Source organism: Spirillospora sp. NPDC048823 (assembly GCF_043198445.1).
Lineage (GTDB): Bacteria > Actinomycetota > Actinomycetes > Streptosporangiales > Streptosporangiaceae > Spirillospora.
Window position 1 is genome coordinate 408,566 of the sequence record NZ_JBICUT010000005.1, and the last position, 16,498, is coordinate 425,063.

Annotated in this window: 15 protein-coding genes and 1 pseudogene; 5 read left to right on the forward strand and 11 right to left on the reverse strand. The window is 72.1% G+C overall.

The genetic code is table 11. The features are described 5' to 3' along the window. Positions 1–67: 67 nt before the first annotated feature. Positions 68–1,741, forward strand: a complete 1,674-nt coding sequence (locus tag ACGFK0_RS15375; protein WP_392905003.1) for a substrate-binding and VWA domain-containing protein — start codon at positions 68–70, stop codon at positions 1,739–1,741. Positions 1,742–1,856: 115 nt separating this feature from the next. Here the strand turns inward: ACGFK0_RS15375 and ACGFK0_RS15380 are convergent, their stop codons facing one another. From ACGFK0_RS15380 to gap, 5 genes are all read right to left on the reverse strand, one after another. Beyond that, positions 1,857–2,231, reverse strand: a complete 375-nt coding sequence (locus tag ACGFK0_RS15380; protein WP_358458073.1) for an RNA polymerase-binding protein RbpA — start codon at positions 2,229–2,231, stop codon at positions 1,857–1,859. A gap of 82 nt (positions 2,232–2,313) precedes the next feature. Then, on the reverse strand, positions 2,314–2,556 hold the full coding sequence (secG, locus tag ACGFK0_RS15385; RefSeq protein WP_392905006.1) for a preprotein translocase subunit SecG: 243 nt from the start codon (positions 2,554–2,556) through the stop codon (positions 2,314–2,316). Between the two features lie 138 nt (positions 2,557–2,694). Next, complete coding sequence (gene tpiA / locus ACGFK0_RS15390; RefSeq protein ID WP_392905008.1) at positions 2,695–3,504, reverse strand: triose-phosphate isomerase; 810 nt, start codon at positions 3,502–3,504, stop codon at positions 2,695–2,697. A 3-nt stretch (positions 3,505–3,507) separates the two neighbouring features. Continuing rightward, positions 3,508–4,695: a phosphoglycerate kinase gene (locus ACGFK0_RS15395; protein WP_392905011.1), complete on the reverse strand. Its 1,188-nt coding sequence runs from the start codon at positions 4,693–4,695 to the stop codon at positions 3,508–3,510. A gap of 108 nt (positions 4,696–4,803) precedes the next feature. Continuing rightward, the gene (gene gap / locus ACGFK0_RS15400) at positions 4,804–5,811 is read right to left on the reverse strand and encodes a type I glyceraldehyde-3-phosphate dehydrogenase (protein ID WP_392905013.1); all 1,008 of its coding nucleotides are present in this window, start codon (positions 5,809–5,811) and stop codon (positions 4,804–4,806) included. Positions 5,812–6,039: 228 nt separating this feature from the next. On the opposite strand from gap, the gene ACGFK0_RS15405 reads away from it, so the two are divergent. The 3 genes from ACGFK0_RS15405 to ACGFK0_RS15415 are packed head-to-tail and all read left to right on the forward strand — an operon-like array spanning position 6,040 to position 9,246. Next, complete coding sequence (locus ACGFK0_RS15405; RefSeq protein WP_392905015.1) at positions 6,040–6,774, forward strand: hypothetical protein; 735 nt, start codon at positions 6,040–6,042, stop codon at positions 6,772–6,774. Next, the gene (locus ACGFK0_RS15410; RefSeq protein WP_392905017.1) at positions 6,771–8,045 is read left to right on the forward strand and encodes a hypothetical protein; all 1,275 of its coding nucleotides are present in this window, start codon (positions 6,771–6,773) and stop codon (positions 8,043–8,045) included. The genes ACGFK0_RS15405 and ACGFK0_RS15410 overlap by 4 nt, the downstream gene beginning before the upstream one ends. After that, a complete protein-coding gene (locus tag ACGFK0_RS15415) occupies positions 8,035–9,246 on the forward strand; it encodes a hypothetical protein (protein ID WP_392905019.1) in 1,212 nt (403 codons plus the stop codon). The genes ACGFK0_RS15410 and ACGFK0_RS15415 overlap by 11 nt, the downstream gene beginning before the upstream one ends. 54 nt (positions 9,247–9,300) lie before the next feature. Here ACGFK0_RS15415 and whiA read toward each other — a convergent pair whose 3' ends face one another. The 4 genes from whiA to uvrC all read right to left on the reverse strand — a co-directional run bounded on the left by whiA (position 9,301) and on the right by uvrC (position 14,298). After that, entirely contained in the window at positions 9,301–10,281 is a 981-nt protein-coding gene (whiA, locus tag ACGFK0_RS15420) for a DNA-binding protein WhiA (protein WP_392905021.1), read from the reverse strand. Between the two features lie 61 nt (positions 10,282–10,342). Continuing rightward, a complete protein-coding gene (gene yvcK, locus ACGFK0_RS15425; protein ID WP_392905024.1) occupies positions 10,343–11,323 on the reverse strand; it encodes a uridine diphosphate-N-acetylglucosamine-binding protein YvcK in 981 nt (326 codons plus the stop codon). A 54-nt stretch (positions 11,324–11,377) separates the two neighbouring features. Further along, entirely contained in the window at positions 11,378–12,256 is an 879-nt protein-coding gene (gene rapZ / locus ACGFK0_RS15430; protein ID WP_392905026.1) for an RNase adapter RapZ, read from the reverse strand. Continuing rightward, on the reverse strand, positions 12,253–14,298 hold the full coding sequence (gene uvrC, locus ACGFK0_RS15435) for an excinuclease ABC subunit UvrC (RefSeq protein WP_392905028.1): 2,046 nt from the start codon (positions 14,296–14,298) through the stop codon (positions 12,253–12,255). Before uvrC ends, rapZ begins: the two co-directional genes overlap by 4 nt. Before the next feature lie 172 nt (positions 14,299–14,470). Here uvrC and ACGFK0_RS15440 point away from each other — a divergent pair, with 172 nt between their 5' ends. Beyond that, entirely contained in the window at positions 14,471–15,697 is a 1,227-nt protein-coding gene (locus tag ACGFK0_RS15440) for a mechanosensitive ion channel family protein (RefSeq protein WP_392905031.1), read from the forward strand. Here the strand turns inward: ACGFK0_RS15440 and ACGFK0_RS15445 are convergent. Together ACGFK0_RS15445 and ACGFK0_RS15450 are read right to left on the reverse strand one after the other, a co-directional pair. Continuing rightward, positions 15,684–15,872 (reverse strand): annotated as a pseudogene (locus ACGFK0_RS15445) (Rieske (2Fe-2S) protein); the annotation flags it as partial. The gene ACGFK0_RS15440 and the pseudogene ACGFK0_RS15445 sit on opposite strands and share 14 nt — an antisense overlap. 100 nt (positions 15,873–15,972) lie before the next feature. After that, positions 15,973–16,422: a Rieske (2Fe-2S) protein gene (locus ACGFK0_RS15450; RefSeq protein ID WP_392905034.1), complete on the reverse strand. Its 450-nt coding sequence runs from the start codon at positions 16,420–16,422 to the stop codon at positions 15,973–15,975. Between the last annotated feature and the right edge of the window lie 76 nt (positions 16,423–16,498).

Below are 16,498 nucleotides of genomic sequence, written 5' to 3' on the forward strand. Positions count from 1 at the left end.
GCCCCGACAATTGGCGGCTCACAGTTTCTGGCGCGGGTGTCCGCCGGGCGGGGAGTCGAGGTCGACCTTGAGTGGATCACATAGCGGGAAGGGTCCGCGCACGCGGGGGCGGGCGAGGCGGGTCGCCGCGGTCACGGGGGTGGCGCTGGCGGCGGTGCTCGGCAGTTCGGTGTACGCGTTGTCGGAGGTCCGGGGGTGTTCCGGCCCCGTGCTCAGGCTGGACGTCGCGGTCGCACCGGAGATCGCCGGTGCGGTGTCGGCGGTGGGCGCGGACTTCAACCGGCGGGAGCACAGCGCCGGTGGGAAGTGCGTGCGGGTCGCCGTGCGGGCCTCGGGACCTGCCGGGGTGCAGGCGCTGCTGGCGGGGCGGATTCCGCGTGACGCGGGCGTCCGGCTGCCGGACGTGTGGGTCCCGGACTCGTCGCTCTGGCTGCGGATGCTCGAGCGGCCGCCCGTCGTCGTGGGCGGCGCTCTCGCGCGTTCGCCGCTGGTGGCGGCGCTCCCCCGGAAGGAGGCGGGCCGGGTGAACGGGTCGTGGGGGGATCTGCTGAGCGCGTCGGTGCCGGGGTCGGAGGGCTCCCGGTCCTTCCGGCTGACGCCGGCGGACCCGGCCCGCACGGGTGCGGGGATGATGTCGCTGCTGATCGTCCACGATCTTTACCGGAAGTCGGAGGGGTCCTTCGCGGCGTTCGCGCGTTCGGTGCGGGAGAGCACCGCGCCGGATGTGCGGGGGCAGTTCGCCGCGTTCGAGAGAGGCGGTGACGGGCGGGTCCCGATTCTGCTGACGCCCGAGCAGGCGGTGTGGGCTCACAATCACGGTGCGCCGCCGGTCCCGGCGGAGGCCGTCTATCCCCGTGACGGCACCCTGTCCCTGGACTTCCCGCTCGCCTTGGTCGACGACGGGCCGGCGGTTCGGCTGTTCGCGCGGGCGCTGCGCACCGACCGGGCCCGGGAGGTCTTCCGCGCGCACGGGTTCCGGGACCCGGACGGCGAGCCGCCGGCGGCGTTCGCCGCGGCCGACGGGGTGAAGGCGTGGCAGCCGCCGGGCCTGCCGGCTCCGGGCGCGGCGGAGGTCCGGCGCGTCGCGCAGGCGTGGGCGCGGCTGGCGCTGAGCTCGCGGATGCTGTCGGTGATCGACCTGTCCGGGTCGATGGCCCTGCCCGTCCCCGGTACCCGCCTCACCAGGCTTCAGGCGATCGCCCAGGCGTCGCAGCGGGGACTGGCGCTGCAACCGGACGACACCGAACTCGGCCAGTGGGTGTTCTCCACGCGGATGGACGGCGACCGGGACTGGCGGGAGACCGTGCCGATGGGGCCGCTCGGCCGGCGGATCGGCTCGACGACCCGCCGCCAGCGGATCCTCAGCACCCTCTCGTCGCTGCGCCCGAAGCCGGACGGCGACACCGGCCTCTACGACACGCTGCTGGCCGCGGTCCGGTACATGCGCGAGACCCACCGGCCCGAAATGATCAACACGGTGCTGGTGTTCACCGACGGCCGCAACGAGGACCCGGACGGGCCGTCGCTCGCCGCGACGCTGACGGCGCTGCGCAAGGGGCGCGACCCGGCCCGCCCCGTCCAGATCATCGTGATCGGGTTCGGCCCGGACGTCGACACCGCCGAACTCGGCAAGATCGCCGAGGCGACCGGCGGCAGCGTCTACACCGCACAGCGACCGCAGGACATCCTGCGGATCTTCGGCCAGGCCACGGCGCGCCGCCTCTGCGCCCCCGACTGCTGATCCCGCTCACGCCGGCGGTCGGCCCGTTCACGGGCCCCCGCACGTGCACGGGCTCCCGTGACCGCACGTGCGGTCACGGGAGCCCGGTCCTTCACGGTTCAGGGAGGCAGGGGCGTCAGGGGCGCCCCGCGGACTCCAGGGCCCGCTTGACGGCGGCGCGCTTCTCGCGGAGCTTGGCGAGCGCCTCCTCGAGGATGGCCTCGCCGTCCTCGTCGCTGCGCCGCTCCTTCACGTACGCCAGGTGCGTCTTGTACGGCTCGGTCTTCGGCGGGGCCGGAGGGTTCTCCGAGTCCTGGCCGGCCGGGAACCCGCAGCGCGGGCAGTCCCATGTCTCCGGGACCGCGACGTCGGTCGCGAAACTGGGACGGGTCTCGTGCCGGTTGGCGCAGTAGAACGTCACCCAGACGCGGGGGGCGGCGTCGCCGCGCTCCGCCTCTCCCATCGGACCGGCCCCGACGCGGCTGCCCCGAATCGCGTTACCACTACCCACGGAGTTACTCCTCGCTCGGTGTTTCCGCCGCCGCCCGTGCCCTCCAGGACGGCGCGGCGCTCGCATATGCCTGACGGGTCGTTCAGCCGGCGCCGTTGCTCTTGAACAGCAGCCCGAGGACGACGATGGAGGCGAACCAGATCACGCCGACGCCGACGGTCAGCCGGTCGAGGTTGCGCTCCACCACCGACGACCCGCCCAGGGACGTCGAGATGCCGCCGCCGAACATGTCGGACAGTCCGCCGCCCTTGCCCTTGTGCATCAGGACGAGGACCACCATCAGCAGGCTCGACAGGACGAGCACGATGGACGATGCGATGATCACGTTTCTTCAGCGCCTTGTCTTCGTAGTTCCGGACGGTGGATCGGGCCGGGCGGTTTACCCGTCAGGTACGAAGGGTACGACGAACCACCCGCTGGTTCGGCAAGAACCCCCAGTTCACACAGAATTGATCAGTTTTGATCAGACGGGGAGATCCCGGTACCGGCAGATTTTGACGAACTCTCCCGGGTCCAGGCTGGCACCACCGACCAAGGCGCCGTCCACGTCGTCCTGCTTCATGAGCTTGGCGACATTGCCGCCCTTGACCGAACCGCCATACAGGATACGCACCTGGTCGGCCAGTCCACCGTCGTAAAGCTCGGCGAGCCGCGTCCTGATGGCCGCGCAGACCTCCTGCGCGTCCTGCGGGGTGGCGACCTCGCCGGTGCCGATCGCCCAGACGGGCTCGTAGGCGATGACGGTGCGCCGCACCTGGTCGGCGGGGATCTTCTCCAGCCCGCCGTCCACCTGCGCCAGGACGTGCGCCACGTGCTCGCCGGCCTTGCGGACCTCCAGGCCCTCGCCGACGCACAGGATCGGGGTGAGGTCGGCGGCGAGCGCGGCCTTGGCCTTGGCGTTGACGACCGCGTCGTCCTCGGCGTGGTACTGGCGGCGCTCGGAGTGCCCGACGACGGCGTAGGCGCAGCCCAGCTTGGCCAGCATCGCGGCGGAGATCTCGCCGGTGTAGGCGCCGGAGGCGTGCTGGGAGACGTCCTGCGCGCCGTACTGGATCCCGAGCTTGTCGGCGTCGACCAGCGTCTGCACCGACCTGATCGCCGTGAACGGCGGGATCACGGCGATGTCGACGGCGTCGTGGTCGGCCTCCTTGAGCGCGAACGCCATCTTCTGGACGAGCGAGATCGCCTCGAGGTGGTTGTTGTTCATCTTCCAGTTGCCCGCCATGAGCGGCTTGCGGCCGCTCTGCGCGCCGGAAGGGGTCGTGGGCGCCATCGGTCAGTCCTCCAGGGCCTGCAGGCCGGGCAGCGTCTTGCCTTCGAGATATTCGAGGCTGGCGCCGCCGCCGGTCGAGATGTGGGAGAAGGCGGCCTCGTCGAAGCCGAGTCGCCGCACGGCCGCGGCGGAGTCGCCGCCGCCGACGACGGTGAACGCGCCGGAGTCGATGAGGCCCTGGGCGACGGCGCGTGTGCCGTGCGAGTAGGGCTCCATCTCGAACACGCCCATCGGGCCGTTCCAGAACACGGTGCGGGCGTCGGCGAGACGCGAGGCGAACAGCTTGCCGGACTCGGGGCCGATGTCCAGGCCGAGCCGGTCGGACGGAATCGCGTCGGCGGCGACCACGTCGTGGGCGGCGTCGGCGGCGAACGCGGTGGCGGCGACGATGTCGACCGGGAGCACGAACTCCACCCCGGTGTCCTCGGCCCGCCGCAGGTATTCGCGGACGGTGCCGAGCTGGTCCTCTTCCAGGAGGCTCTTTCCGACCTCGTGCCCCTGGGCCTTGAGGAAGGTGAACACCATGCCGCCGCCGATCAGGATGCGGTCGGCCTTGCCGAGCAGGTTGTCGATCACGCCGAGCTTGTCGGACACCTTGGAGCCGCCGAGCGCGACGGCGTAGGGGCGTTCGACGTCTTCGGTGAGCCGCTTCAGGACCTCGACCTCGGCGGCGATCAGACCGCCGGCGGCGTGCGGGAGCCGCTCCGGCACGTCGTACACCGACGCGTGCCTGCGGTGCACGGCACCGAACCCGTCCCCGACGTAGATCTCGGCGAGGGCGGCGAGCCGGTCGGCGAACGCGCCGCGCTCGGCATCGTCCTTGCTGGTCTCGCCCGGCTCGAAGCGCAGGTTCTCCAGCAGCGCGACGCCGCCGTCCGCGAGGCCGTCCACGGCGGCGCGGGCGGAGTCGCCGACGACGTCTCCGGCGGCGGTCACCTCCGCGCCGAGCAGCTCACCGAGCCGTGCCGCGACCGGGGCCAGGGAGAACTCGGGCTTGACTTCGCCCTTGGGGCGGCCGAGGTGGGCGCAGACGATGACCTTGGCACCGCGGGTCCGCAGCGCCTCGATCGTCGGCAGGCTCGCCCGGATCCGCCCGTCGTCGGTGATGGCGCCGTCCTGCAGCGGGACGTTCAGGTCCGCGCGGACGAGCACGCGCCTGCCGGCGACGTCGAGATCGTCAATGGTGCGCATCGGGATGCGGTGTCCTTCCGTACACGGCCGCGCCGTGGCCGCACGCCCCGGTCGAGGCACGGTGCGCGGCCACGGCGCCGGATTCCTTCGGTCAGGGCGGGCCGGCGGTCAGAGCTGCGAGCCGACGAGCTTGACGAGGTCCACGAGGCGGTTGGAGTAGCCCCACTCGTTGTCGTACCAGCCGATGACCTTGACCTGCTTGCCGAGGGCCAGGGTCAGCCCGGAGTCGAAGATGCAGGACGCCGGGTCGGTGACGATGTCGCTGGAGACGATCGGGTCCTCGGTGTAGCTGAGGTAGCCCTTCAGCGGGCCGCTCTCCGCGGCGGCCCTGAACGCCTCGTTGACCTCCTCGGCCGTGACCTCGCGGGACAGCGTGGCGGTGAGGTCGGTGGCCGAGCCGGTCGGCACCGGCACGCGCAGCGCGTAACCGGTCAGCTTGCCGTTCAGCTCCGGCAGCACCAGGCCGATGGCCTTGGCGGCGCCGGAGGACGCCGGCACGACGTTCACCGCGGCGGCGCGGGCGCGGCGCAGGTCCTTGTGCGGGGCGTCCTGCAGGTTCTGATCCTGCGTGTAGGCGTGGATCGTCGTCATCAGGCCGTTCTCAATGCCGAAGGAGTCGTTCAGAACCTTCGCCAGCGGGGCCAGGCAGTTGGTGGTGCAGGACGCGTTGGAGATCACCGTGTGCGCGGCCGGGTCGTACTTGTCCTCGTTGACGCCGAGGACGACGGTGAGGTCCTCGTTCTTGGCCGGCGCGGAGATGATCACCTTCTTGGCGCCGTTGTCGGCGTGCACCTTGGCCTTGGCGGCGTCGGTGAAGAAACCGGTCGACTCGACGACGATGTCGACACCGACGTCGCTCCACTTGAGGTTGGCGGGGTCGCGCTCTTCGAACGCCTTGATGGCCTTGCCGCCGACGACGATCTCGTCCGCGGTGGCGCGCACGTCCTCGGGGAAGCGGCCGAGGATGCTGTCGTACTTGAGCAACTGGGCCAGCGTGGCGTTGTCGGTCAGGTCGTTGACCGCCACGATCTCGATGTCGGCCCCGGATGCCTTCACTGCGCGGTAGAAGTTACGGCCGATCCGGCCGAAACCGTTGATGCCTACTCGGATGGTCACGGAACGGCTCTCCTCGCACGTCGATAGCGCCCGGTGTCAGCCGGACTGTTAACTACGGTCGATCTAGGGGATCTCCCCCTGCTCCCGACCCTATCCAATGACCGGCGGGTAGCCTGACACCGCCGGTGTGGGAAATCCGGGGGTGAGGCCGCCTCCCCCGGGCGGGGGATCATTTCCGTCGCGTCCCCGGTCACGGCGCTCCGGCGGCCGTCACTAGACTCCCCGTTCATGCGCCGCGGGTGGTTCGTCCTAGTCCTGACCGGAATGCTCGCGTGCCTGTTCACGGGCCCGGCCACCGCGCTGGAACGTGCCGAACCGGTGAGCCGCGCCGATCACCTCGCCGCGGAGTTGCGCCGCCACCCCGTCTACGTCACCGACCACACCCCGCGGGTGCTGCCACCGGACGCCGCCGCGCAGATCGAGGCGTCCGTCGCCCGGCTCGGCGTCCCGGCGTACGTCGCGGTGACGCCCACCACCGGCCTCGGGCCGCAGAACCCCGCCGACTCCCTCATCGCGCTGCTGCGGGACCGGCTGGGCGAGGACGGGATCTACCTCGTGGTGCCCCCGTCGACGCCCGGCGGCGAGGTCCGCCAATTCGGCGGCGCCCGGCGCCTGCCGGTCGAGGACGCCTGGCGTGCCGCGAGCCAGGAACTCCCCTACGACGCCACGGCCCCCGAGAAGGTCGCGCGGTTCGTCGACATCGCGTTGTCGGGCCAGGCGCGGGAACGCGCCGACAACCCGCGTCCGAGGCCCAAGTCGGAGGTCCGCAAGGCACTGGACGCCGACGAGGCCGCGGACCGGCGGGCCGCGATCGTGGAGTGGGGGACGTTCGGCGGGGGCGCGGCGCTCAGCGGCCTGCCGATCCTCGCCCTGCTGATCTACCGCACTCGCGGGAAGAAGCCCCGACCGGCCCCGCAAAATCAGAAGCAGGCCGAGAAGAAGCAGGCGAAGGGGCGCCGATGAGACCGGCCCGCGTCCTCGCGCTCCTCGCCGCAGTCGTCCTCACCGCATGGCCCGCCGGGGCCGCGGCCGCCGACGATCCTCCGCACGCCGACGACCGCCTGGTCCGGGTCGCGGCCGCCCTCGCCGAGGACCCCCTCTTCGTGGACCCCGATATCGGCATCGCCCTCGGCGAAGCCGAACGCGGCCGGGTCCGCCGGGCCGCCGGAGAGGCCGCGGAACGGCTCGGCGTGCCCGCCTACGTCGTCGTCCTCCCGAACGGGACCGACTCGGAGTCCCAGGGCCGCAACGAAGCGTTCCTGTTCGCGCTGCATGAGCGGTCGCGGCGCGACGGGCTCTACGTGATGGTCGATTCGCACGGCCACATGGACTCCGAGGCGTTCCGGGTGCCGCGCCGCTACCGGTACTCCCCACTCGACGAGGACGAGCCGGGCAGTTCGAGCCCCGCCGACCACGACCGTCCGTTCGCCGGGCTCGCGGACCGGATCGTCCAGCGGCTGAACGGCTACGCCACGGCGCCCTCGGCGTCCCCCTCCATGCCGACGCTGTACTCGACCCCGGAACCGTTCGGGGAGGAGCACGAGCTCACACCGGACGACCCCGAGATCCAGGCACCTCTCCTCACCGGTCTCATCCTTGCCGGGCCGGTCGGTGCGGTGCTGCTGTACTGGATCGGCCTCGGCGTCCTCGCCCTCCTCGGCCGGCGCGGGGGCCCGTCCACGCGGGGCAAGGCGAGCAGCTACTGGAGCGCGACGGAACCCAGCATGCGCCAGCTGCGCCATCACGGCGCCAAGGAACTGGAACGGCTCCAGAGCCTGCTCACCACGACCGGGGCCGAACGCGGGCGCCCCTACGCCGTCTCCGCCTACGATGCCGCCCAGATCCTTTACGACGACGCCAAGGACGACGCCGACCGCGCCGTCGACCTGGTCGGCGCGATCGTCCTCGCGCGCCAGGGACGACTCGTCCTCAGCCGGGACATCGCCGAACCACCCGCCCCCTGTGTTGTGAACCCGCTGCACGGCGAGTCCACCGCGCGCAGGCGCCTGGCGAAGCTCACCCACAAGGTCCTGCCGAAGCCGTGCCCTCTGTGCGAGGCATGCAATGAGCACGACCAGCGGCAGGGGCTCACCGACCGGCACCTTCTCAAGGTCCCGGGGCCCGAACGCCACCGCCCCCACACCGCGATCCCCGGTGTGTGGCGGGACGCGTCGTGGGGCGCCACCGGCAAGAACTTCCTACCCCGTGTGATGAGGTACCTCGGTGTTGACTGAACCGTCCCCCGGCGAACGGCTGGCCGCCGCCCTCCGCCGCTCCCCGATCCACGTCGACCCGTCGCTGGCGTCCGCACTCCCCGAGGCGGAACGGCGCAGGCTCCTCGCCAAGTTGGCGAAGGCGCCGGCGCCCGTCTTCGTCGTCCTGGTCCCCCTCGTCAAGGGCGGCACCTGGACCGAGGCCGAGCAGCTCGCGACCGTCGTCCACGACCGGCTGGGGCGCGACGGCATCTTCATCACCTTCGACGACGACACCGACGACCTGAGCGCGCGCGAGTGGGGCGGCGACCACCAGGCCCGCGACGCCGCCTGGGCGGTCACGCTCGACCGCGCCATGAACGACGCGCCGCTCGCGGCCAAGCTGTCGCGCATCATCGATCTGATCGTCTCGGGCACCGGGACCCGGGAATACGATCGCGTCTCCGCCGAGATCAGCAAACGCGCCAAGGAACGGGAGAAGAACGGCGGCGGCGCGCCCGGCGACGAGTCGGATGACGGGGGTCTCGCGCTGCCCCTGGGCGCGGCCGGGGTGGCGGTGGCCGGAGCAGCGGGCCTCCTGCTGTGGCGCCGCCGCCGCATGGCGTCCGTCCGCCGCGAGAGCAGCGGCCTCCTGATGCCGCGCACGGTGTTCGCCACCGCGAGCCGCGCCAACGAGGACCAGCTCCGCGAGCAGGCGTCCCACGAGGTCATCGCGTTCGGCGAACTCCTGGACGAGAGCGGCGTCCCCACCGCGGACGAACGGCCCCGCACCCTCATGACCATGGCCCTGGACGCCTACCAGGCGGCGGGCAAGACCCTCGACGCGGCGCGCGGCATCCCCGACCTCGCGGGCGTCCTCGTCCTGGTGGACCAGGGCCGGGACGCCCTCGCGTCCGCCAAGGCCGCCGCGGAGGGCAAGGCGGAGATCCCCGCGATGCCGCTCTGCTTCTTCAACCCCCTGCACGGGGACGCCACGACCGGGGTCGACTGGCGGCCCATCGGGTCCCGCAAGCGCCTCCGCGTCACGACGTGCCGCGCCTGCGCCCGCGCGACCCGCGGCAAGCAGACCCCGGACGTCCTGATGGACCACCGCGACGGCCGCGACGTCCCCTACTACGAGGCCGATCCGTCCCAGAGCGTCTGGGCCGAGACCGGCTACGGCCAACTCCGCGACGACCTGATCCACCGAATCCTCAGAGGCGACCTGGACAAGACGAACTGACCGCCGGCCGCCCCCCACTTGGACCAAGCCTCAGCGGGGGTCGCCCCCTGGGAGTTACGGCGCGAGCATGTCCGCGGTGAGGTTGGCGTCGGTGCCGGGGATGCCCTGGTCGCCGGCGCGTTTGTCGGCCATGGCGAGGAGGCGGCGGATGCGGCCGGCGATGGCGTCCTTGGTGAGCGGCGGGTCGGCGAGCTGGCCGAGTTCCTCCAGGGACGCCTGCTTGTGTTCGAGGCGGAGGCGGCCGGCGTTGACGAGGTGCTCGGGGGCGTCGTCGCCGAGGATCTCCAGGGCGCGGGCGACGCGGGCGCCGGCGGCGACGGCGGCGCGGGCGGAGCGGCGCAGGTTGGCGTCGTCGAAGTTGGCGAGGCGGTTGGCGGTGGCGCGGACCTCGCGGCGCATGCGGCGTTCCTCCCAGGCGAGGACGCTGTCGTGGGCGCCGAGGCGGGTGAGCAGGGCGCTGATGGCGTCGCCGTCGCGGACGACGACGCGGTCGACGCCGCGGACCTCGCGGGCCTTGGCGTGGATCTTGAGGCGGCGGGCGGCGCCGACGAGGGCGAGCGCCGCCTCGGGGCCCGGGCAGGTCACTTCGAGGGACATGGACCGGCCGGGTTCGGTGAGGGAGCCGTGCGCGAGGAACGCGCCGCGCCAGGCGGATTCGGCGTCGCAGGCGGCGCCCGCGACGACGTGCCGCGGCAGCCCGCGGACGGGCCGGCCGTTGTTGTCGACGAGCCCGGTCTGCCGGGCGAGCGACTCGCCCTCGCGGAAGACGCGGACGACGTAGCGGCTGCCCTTGCGCAGGCCGCTGGGCGCGAGGACGACGACTTCGGACGTGTGACCGAACACCTCGGCGATGTCCCTGATCAGGCGCCGTGCCGCGACGCCGGTGTCGATCTCCGCCTCGATCACGATCCGCCCGCTGACCAGGTGCAGGCCTCCCGCGAAGCGCAGCAGCGTCGAGACCTCGGCCTTGCGGCAGCACGGCTTCATGACCGTGAGCCTGCTCAGCTCGTCCTTGACCACACCGGTCATCGCCATCTGATGAACCCTCCCCCTATCGGACTCCCAGCAGTGTGGCCGATTCCGGCCCCACGGGACGTCAGTCGGTGAATATCTTGTCGAAGGCTTGGGCCAGACGGGCGGGTTCATGACGCGGAGAGCCGTCGTCGGCGGCGACGTCGGCGAGGACGAGACGTCCGCCGATCTCCTTGACGGCCTTGTCGAGGGCCTCCGGGTCGTCGACCACCCCGCGGTCGGCGATGACGACGTCGACGCTAAGGTCGGGCGCGTGGGCCCGCAGGACCTCCAGATGGGTCTGCGGGGAGAAGTCGTCGGTCTCGCCGGGCTGCGGCGCGAGGTTCAGCGCGACGGCGCGGCGGGCGCGGGCGGAGGTGAGGGCGCGGGCCAGCGCGGGCACCTTGAGGTGCGGCAGGACGCTGGTGAACCAGGAACCGGGCCCGAACACGATCCAGTCGGCGTCCTCGACGGCCGCGAGGGCCTCGGGGCACGCGGGCGGGTCGGCGGGGACGAGGGACACCCCGAGGACGCTACCGGGCGTCTTGGCGCACGCCGCCTGCCCTTTGACGTGGGTGATCTCGTCGGGGCGGGACGGGTCGGCGCCGCGGACCTCGGCGACGATGTCCATCGGGACGGCGGCCATCGGCAGGACCCGGCCCTGCGCGCCGAGGAGCCGTCCGACCCAGTCGAGGCCGGCGACGGTGGAGCCCGGCCCGCCGCCGGGCCCGGGCTCGACTTCGCTGAGCAGTTCCCACAGCGCGACGATGAGGAGGTTCCCGACGGCGTGGTCGCGCAGGTCGCCCTGGCTGCGGAAGCGGTGCTGCACCACGTCCCGCCACGTCTGCCCCCACTCGTCGTCGCCGCACAGCGCGGCGAGCGCCATCCGCAGGTCTCCGGGCGGCAGGACGCCGAGCTCGCGGCGGAGCCGTCCGCTGGAGCCGCCGTCGTCGGCGACGGTGACGATCGCGGTCAGCCGGTCGGTGACGCGGCGCAGCGCCGACAGCGAGGCGTAGAGGCCGTGGCCGCCGCCAAGTGCGACGACCTTCGGGCCGTTGGGCTTCACCGTGCCGTTATCCTGCTCTCCTCGTCCGGGACCCGCGCCGCACCCCGGGGGGCCTCACTCTCGGCCGAGGTCACGATGGGCGACCTGCACCTCGATGCCCTCGTCCCGCAGCCGGGCGGCGATCTGTTCCGCCATGGCCACACTACGGTGTTTGCCGCCGGTACATCCCACGGCGAGGGTCACGTAGTGCTTGCCCTCGCGCTCGTAGCCGTCGGCGAGCAGGCGCAGGACCTCGGCGTAGGCGTCGAGGAACTCCTTGGCGCCGCGCTGGCCGAGGACGTAGTCGCGGACGGCGGTGTCGCGGCCCGTCTTCGGCCGCAGCTCCGGCACCCAGTGCGGGTTCGGCAGGAACCGGCAGTCGACGACGAGGTCGGCGTCGACGGGCAGCCCGTACTTGTAGCCGAACGACACGACGGTCGCGCGCAGGCTGGATTCGCCGGTGTCGGTGCCGAAGAATCCGATGATCTTGTTGCGCAGCTCGTGCACGTTGAGGCCGCTGGTGTCGATGACCAGGTCGGCCTCGGCACGGACCTCGCGGACCAGTTCCCGTTCCCGCGCGATGCCGTCGACGAGGCGCCCGTCGTCCTGCAGCGGGTGGGGGCGGCGGACGCTCTCGAAGCGGCGCACCAGGTCGGCGTCGTTCGCCTCCAGGAACACCACCCGCGGGTGGACGCCGCGCGCCTCCAGCTCGGCGATGGAGGAGTGCAGGTCTTCGGTGAAGGCGCGGCTGCGCACATCGACGACGACGGCGATGCGGGGCACCGCGTTCTTCACGCGGCCGCCGAGGTCGGCCATGGTGGCCAGCAGCCCCGGCGGCAGGTTGTCGACCACGAACCAGTCGAGGTCCTCCAGGGATTTGGCCGCGGTGCTGCGGCCCGCACCGGACATGCCGGTGACTATCACGATGTCCGGGATCTTCGTCTCTCTGGTCATGGCCGTCTCCCCCTGTGCTCCCCGTCTCCGCCCGCGCGGCCACCGTCTCCGCCGGGGCCCCCGGAGGGGACGGCGGCGCCGTGCAGTGCCGCGACGATGCCCTCGGCGCTGCGCCGCCCGATTCCGGGGACCTCGGCGACCTGCTCGGGTGTCGCGTCCTTCAGCCGCTTCAGCGAACCGAAGTGTTTCAGCAGCGCCGCGCGGCGCGCCGGGCCCAGACCCGGAACGTTATCGAGTTCGCTCACCGTCATGGACTTGGATCGCCGCTGCCGATGGAAGGTGATGGCGAACCGGTGCGCCTCGTCGCGGACCCGCTGGACGAGGAACATGCCTTCGCTGTTGCGCGGCAGGATGACCGGGTCGCTCTCGGCGGGCAGCCACAGCTCCTCCAGCCGCTTGGCGATGCCGCAGACCGCGATGTCGTCGATGCCGAGCTCGTCCAGCGCCCGCTGCGCGGCCGCGACCTGCGGCGGGCCGCCGTCGACGAGCACCAGGTTGGGCGGGTAGGCGAACTTGCGCGGCCTGCCCGTCTCCGGGTCGATCGGCTGGTGCGCGCCTTCCTCCGGCTGATCCCGGGGGGACGGCCCCTCAGGCCCTCCGGCGACCGCGTCGGGAGGATCCCCCAGGTGGTCGAGCTCGCCCATCTTCTCGCTCTCGGCGAGGTAGCGCCTGAACCTGCGGGTGATGACCTCGTGGATGGAGCGGACGTCGTCCTGCCCCTCGACGGCCTTGACGGTGAAGCGGCGGTACTCGCTCTTGCGGGCCAGGCCGTCCTCGAACACGATCATGGAGGCGACCACGTTCGTGCCCTGCAGGTTGGAGACGTCGTAGCACTCGATGCGCAGCGGCGCCTCGTCCAGCTCCAGCGCGTCCTGGATCTCCTGGAGCGCGCGGCTGCGGGTGGTGAGGTCGGACGCGCGGCGGGTCTTGTGCTGCTTGAGCGCCTCGTGGGCGTTGCGCGCGACCGTCTCCAGCAGGGTCTTCTTGTCGCCGCGCTGCGGGACGCGCAGCCGGACGGGCCCGCCGCGCTGCTCGGACAGCAGTTCGGTCATGGCGTCCGCCTCGGGCGGCATGGCCGGGACGAGCACCTCCCGGGGCACCGAATCGCTCTCGCTGTAGATCTGGATGAGGAAGTGCTCGACCAGGTCGGCCGTGGTGACGTCCTCGACCTTGTCGACCACCCAGCCGCGCCGGCCGCGGATCCGGCCGCCGCGCACGTAGAAGACCTGGACGGCCGCCTCCAGTTGGTCCTCGGCGAAGGCGATCATGTCGCAGTCGGTGGTGTCGGCGAGGACGACCGTCTGCTTCTCCAGCGCGCGCTCCAGGGCGCGGATGTCGTCGCGGAGCCGGGCGGCGCGCTCGTACTCCTGGGACGCGGCCGCCTCGCGCATGTCGCGTTCGAGGCGTTTGATGAACCGGGCGGTGTGGCCCGCCATGAAGTCGCAGAAGTCCTCGGCGAGGAGGCGGTGCTCGTCCGGGGAGACGCGGCCGACGCACGGCGCCGAGCATTTGCCGATGTAGCCGAGCAGGCAGGGCCGGCCGAGCTGGTGCTGCCGTTTGAACACGCCGGCGCTGCACGTCCGGACGGGGAACACGCGCAGCAGCTGGTCGACCGTCTCCCGGATCGCCCACGCGTGGGAGTACGGCCCGAAGTAGCGCACGCCCTTGCGCTTGGCGCCCCGCATCACCATCACCCTCGGGAAGTCCTCGTTCAGGGTGACGGCCAGGAACGGATAGGACTTGTCGTCGCGGTAACGGACGTTGAACCGCGGGTCGAACTCCTTGATCCAGGAGTATTCGAGCTGGAGGGCCTCGACCTCGGTGGCGACGACGGTCCAGTCGACGCGGGCGGCGGTCTGGACCATCGTCTGCGTGCGGGGGTGCAGGGCGGAGAAGTCGGCGAAGTAGGAGCTCAGGCGCTGGCGCAGGCTCTTGGCCTTGCCCACGTAGATGACCCGGCCGTGCTCGTCGCGGAATCGGTAGACGCCGGGGGATTCCGGAATGGAGCCCGGTGCGGGTCGGTAGGTCGCCGGATCTGCCACGCTCAGAAGCCTAGTGGGCGGTACCGACACGCCGTACGCCCGCGCGTCCCGTCCCAGGGTGACGGAGATCTCGCCTTTTCGTCTGGATGATCCCAAAGCGAGTGGAAAGGGAGGGTCGAACGAAGTTTACCGGCGAGGTTTCTCCACGCAGGCTGAGGGGGTCGTTGCGCAGGTGTCGGAACTGTGGGCCTGGGTCGTCCTGGCGGCGGTCGTCGCCACGTCCGCGATCATCGTGGAGTGCGGCCGGCGGCTGCTGGCCGGCCGGCTGTCGGTGCGCTGGCCGGGGGCGGGACGCGCCGCCCGGCGCTGCACCGCGCCGGCGTTCGCGTTCGCGGCCGTGGTCAGCACCAACGCCGCGATGCCGTACCACCTCCTCGCCGGCCAGGCGGAGGGCGGCGTCCGGCACGTGCTGCGGATCGCCGCGATCGGCGCCACCACCTGGCTGGTGCTGCGGATCGGCTACGCGCTGAGCGATCCGCCGCTGGAACGGCTGATGCGCATCGAGGGCGAGCGCAACCGGCGGGCCAGGCGGGCCCGCACCCAGATGCTGCTGCTGCGCCGCATCGCGGCCGTGCTGATCGTGGTCCTGGCGGTGGGCGCCGCGCTGTTCACCTTCCCGGGCGTGCGGGCCGTCGGCGCCGGGGTGCTGGCCTCGGCGGGCGTCGCCGGGCTGGTCGTCGGCATCGCGGCGAGGCCGACGCTGGGCAACCTGCTCGCCGGGCTGCAGCTGGCGTTCAGCGACGCGCTGCGGCTGGACGACGTCGTCGTCACACAGGGCAACTGGGGGCGGGTCGAGGAGCTGACCCTGTCGTACGTGGTGCTGCGCCTCTGGGACGACCGCCGGATGATCTTCCCGGTCTCGCATTTCACCGAGCAGCCGTTCGAGAACTGGACGCGGCACTCCAACCGGCTGCTCGGCTCGGTCGAACTGCACGTCGACTGGTCGGTCCCGATCGCGGAACTGCGCACCGAACTGCACTCGGCGCTCAAGGAGAACCCGCTGTGGGACCGGCGGGAATGGATCCTGCAGGTGGTCGATGTGCAGCCGAACGGGCTGGTCACGCTCCGGGCCCTGATGAGCGCCGCCGACTCCGCGAGCACCTGGGACCTGCGCTGCGACATGCGCGAACACCTCGTCTCCCACATCCGCGACCACTACCCCGACGCGCTCCCCCGCTTCCGCGTCGGCCACGAGGAGATCACCGGCGGCGGCGTCGCGGACGGCGCGGACGGCAGCGGCACGGACGGCGCGGGCGTGGACGGCCGGGAGCCCGCGGACGGGGAGATCGTCGGCGGCGAGACGGCCCGCGGACGGCCGGACGGCGATCGCGCCGCCGGCGGGCGGGCCGCCCCTCGACGGGACGGCCCGGCGCGCACGAAGACGCTCAGGCGAGCATGATCTTGTCGCCCTGAACGGTGATCCGCCGCTCCTCCAGCGGCTCGTCCGCCGGCGGGCTCGCCACCGAACCATCGGTGATCTTGAACTTGCTGCCGTGACAGGGGCAGTTGATCATGCCGCCGGACACCGAGCCGACGCTGCAGCCCCGGTGGGTACAGGTCGCGGAGAACGCCTTGACCTCACCCTCGGTTCCCGTGTGTCACCGGGGAGAACGAATCCGCGAACGAGATGGTTCAAACCGGAACCAATTTCCCGGATTCGGGCGGCCGGCCGGTTCAGGTGACGACGATGCCGCCGTTGCGCACCTGCACCGGGTACTCGGCCAGCGGCTGATCCGCCGGCCCCTTCTGCACCGAACCGTCCGCGATCTTGAACTCGCTGCCGTGGCAGGCGCACCTGATCAGCCCGTTCTGCACCTTGTCCACCGTGCAGCCCTGGTGCGTGCAGACCGCCGTGAACGCCTTGAACGTGCCCTGGGCCGGCTGGGTGACCACGACCTTCTCCGCGCCGTAGACCTTCCCGCCGCCGACCGGGATGTCGGCGGCCTTCGCGATCTCCTGGCCCTTGAGCTCCTCGGCGGTCTTCTCCTCCCCGCCGCTCGCGCACCCGGCGAGCACGGCGGCGCCGGCGACCCCCGCACCGCACAGCACCGTACGGCGCCCGATCCCCCCGTTCCCGGCGCACCCCGCACGCTGCGAGGCTCCGGGCGTCACTTCGTCAGTCATGTCTCCATGATCCTGGACGGCGCCCCCCGCGCCGCACCGACCCGCCCGTAACCGGCGGCGGCCACGCCACGACGGC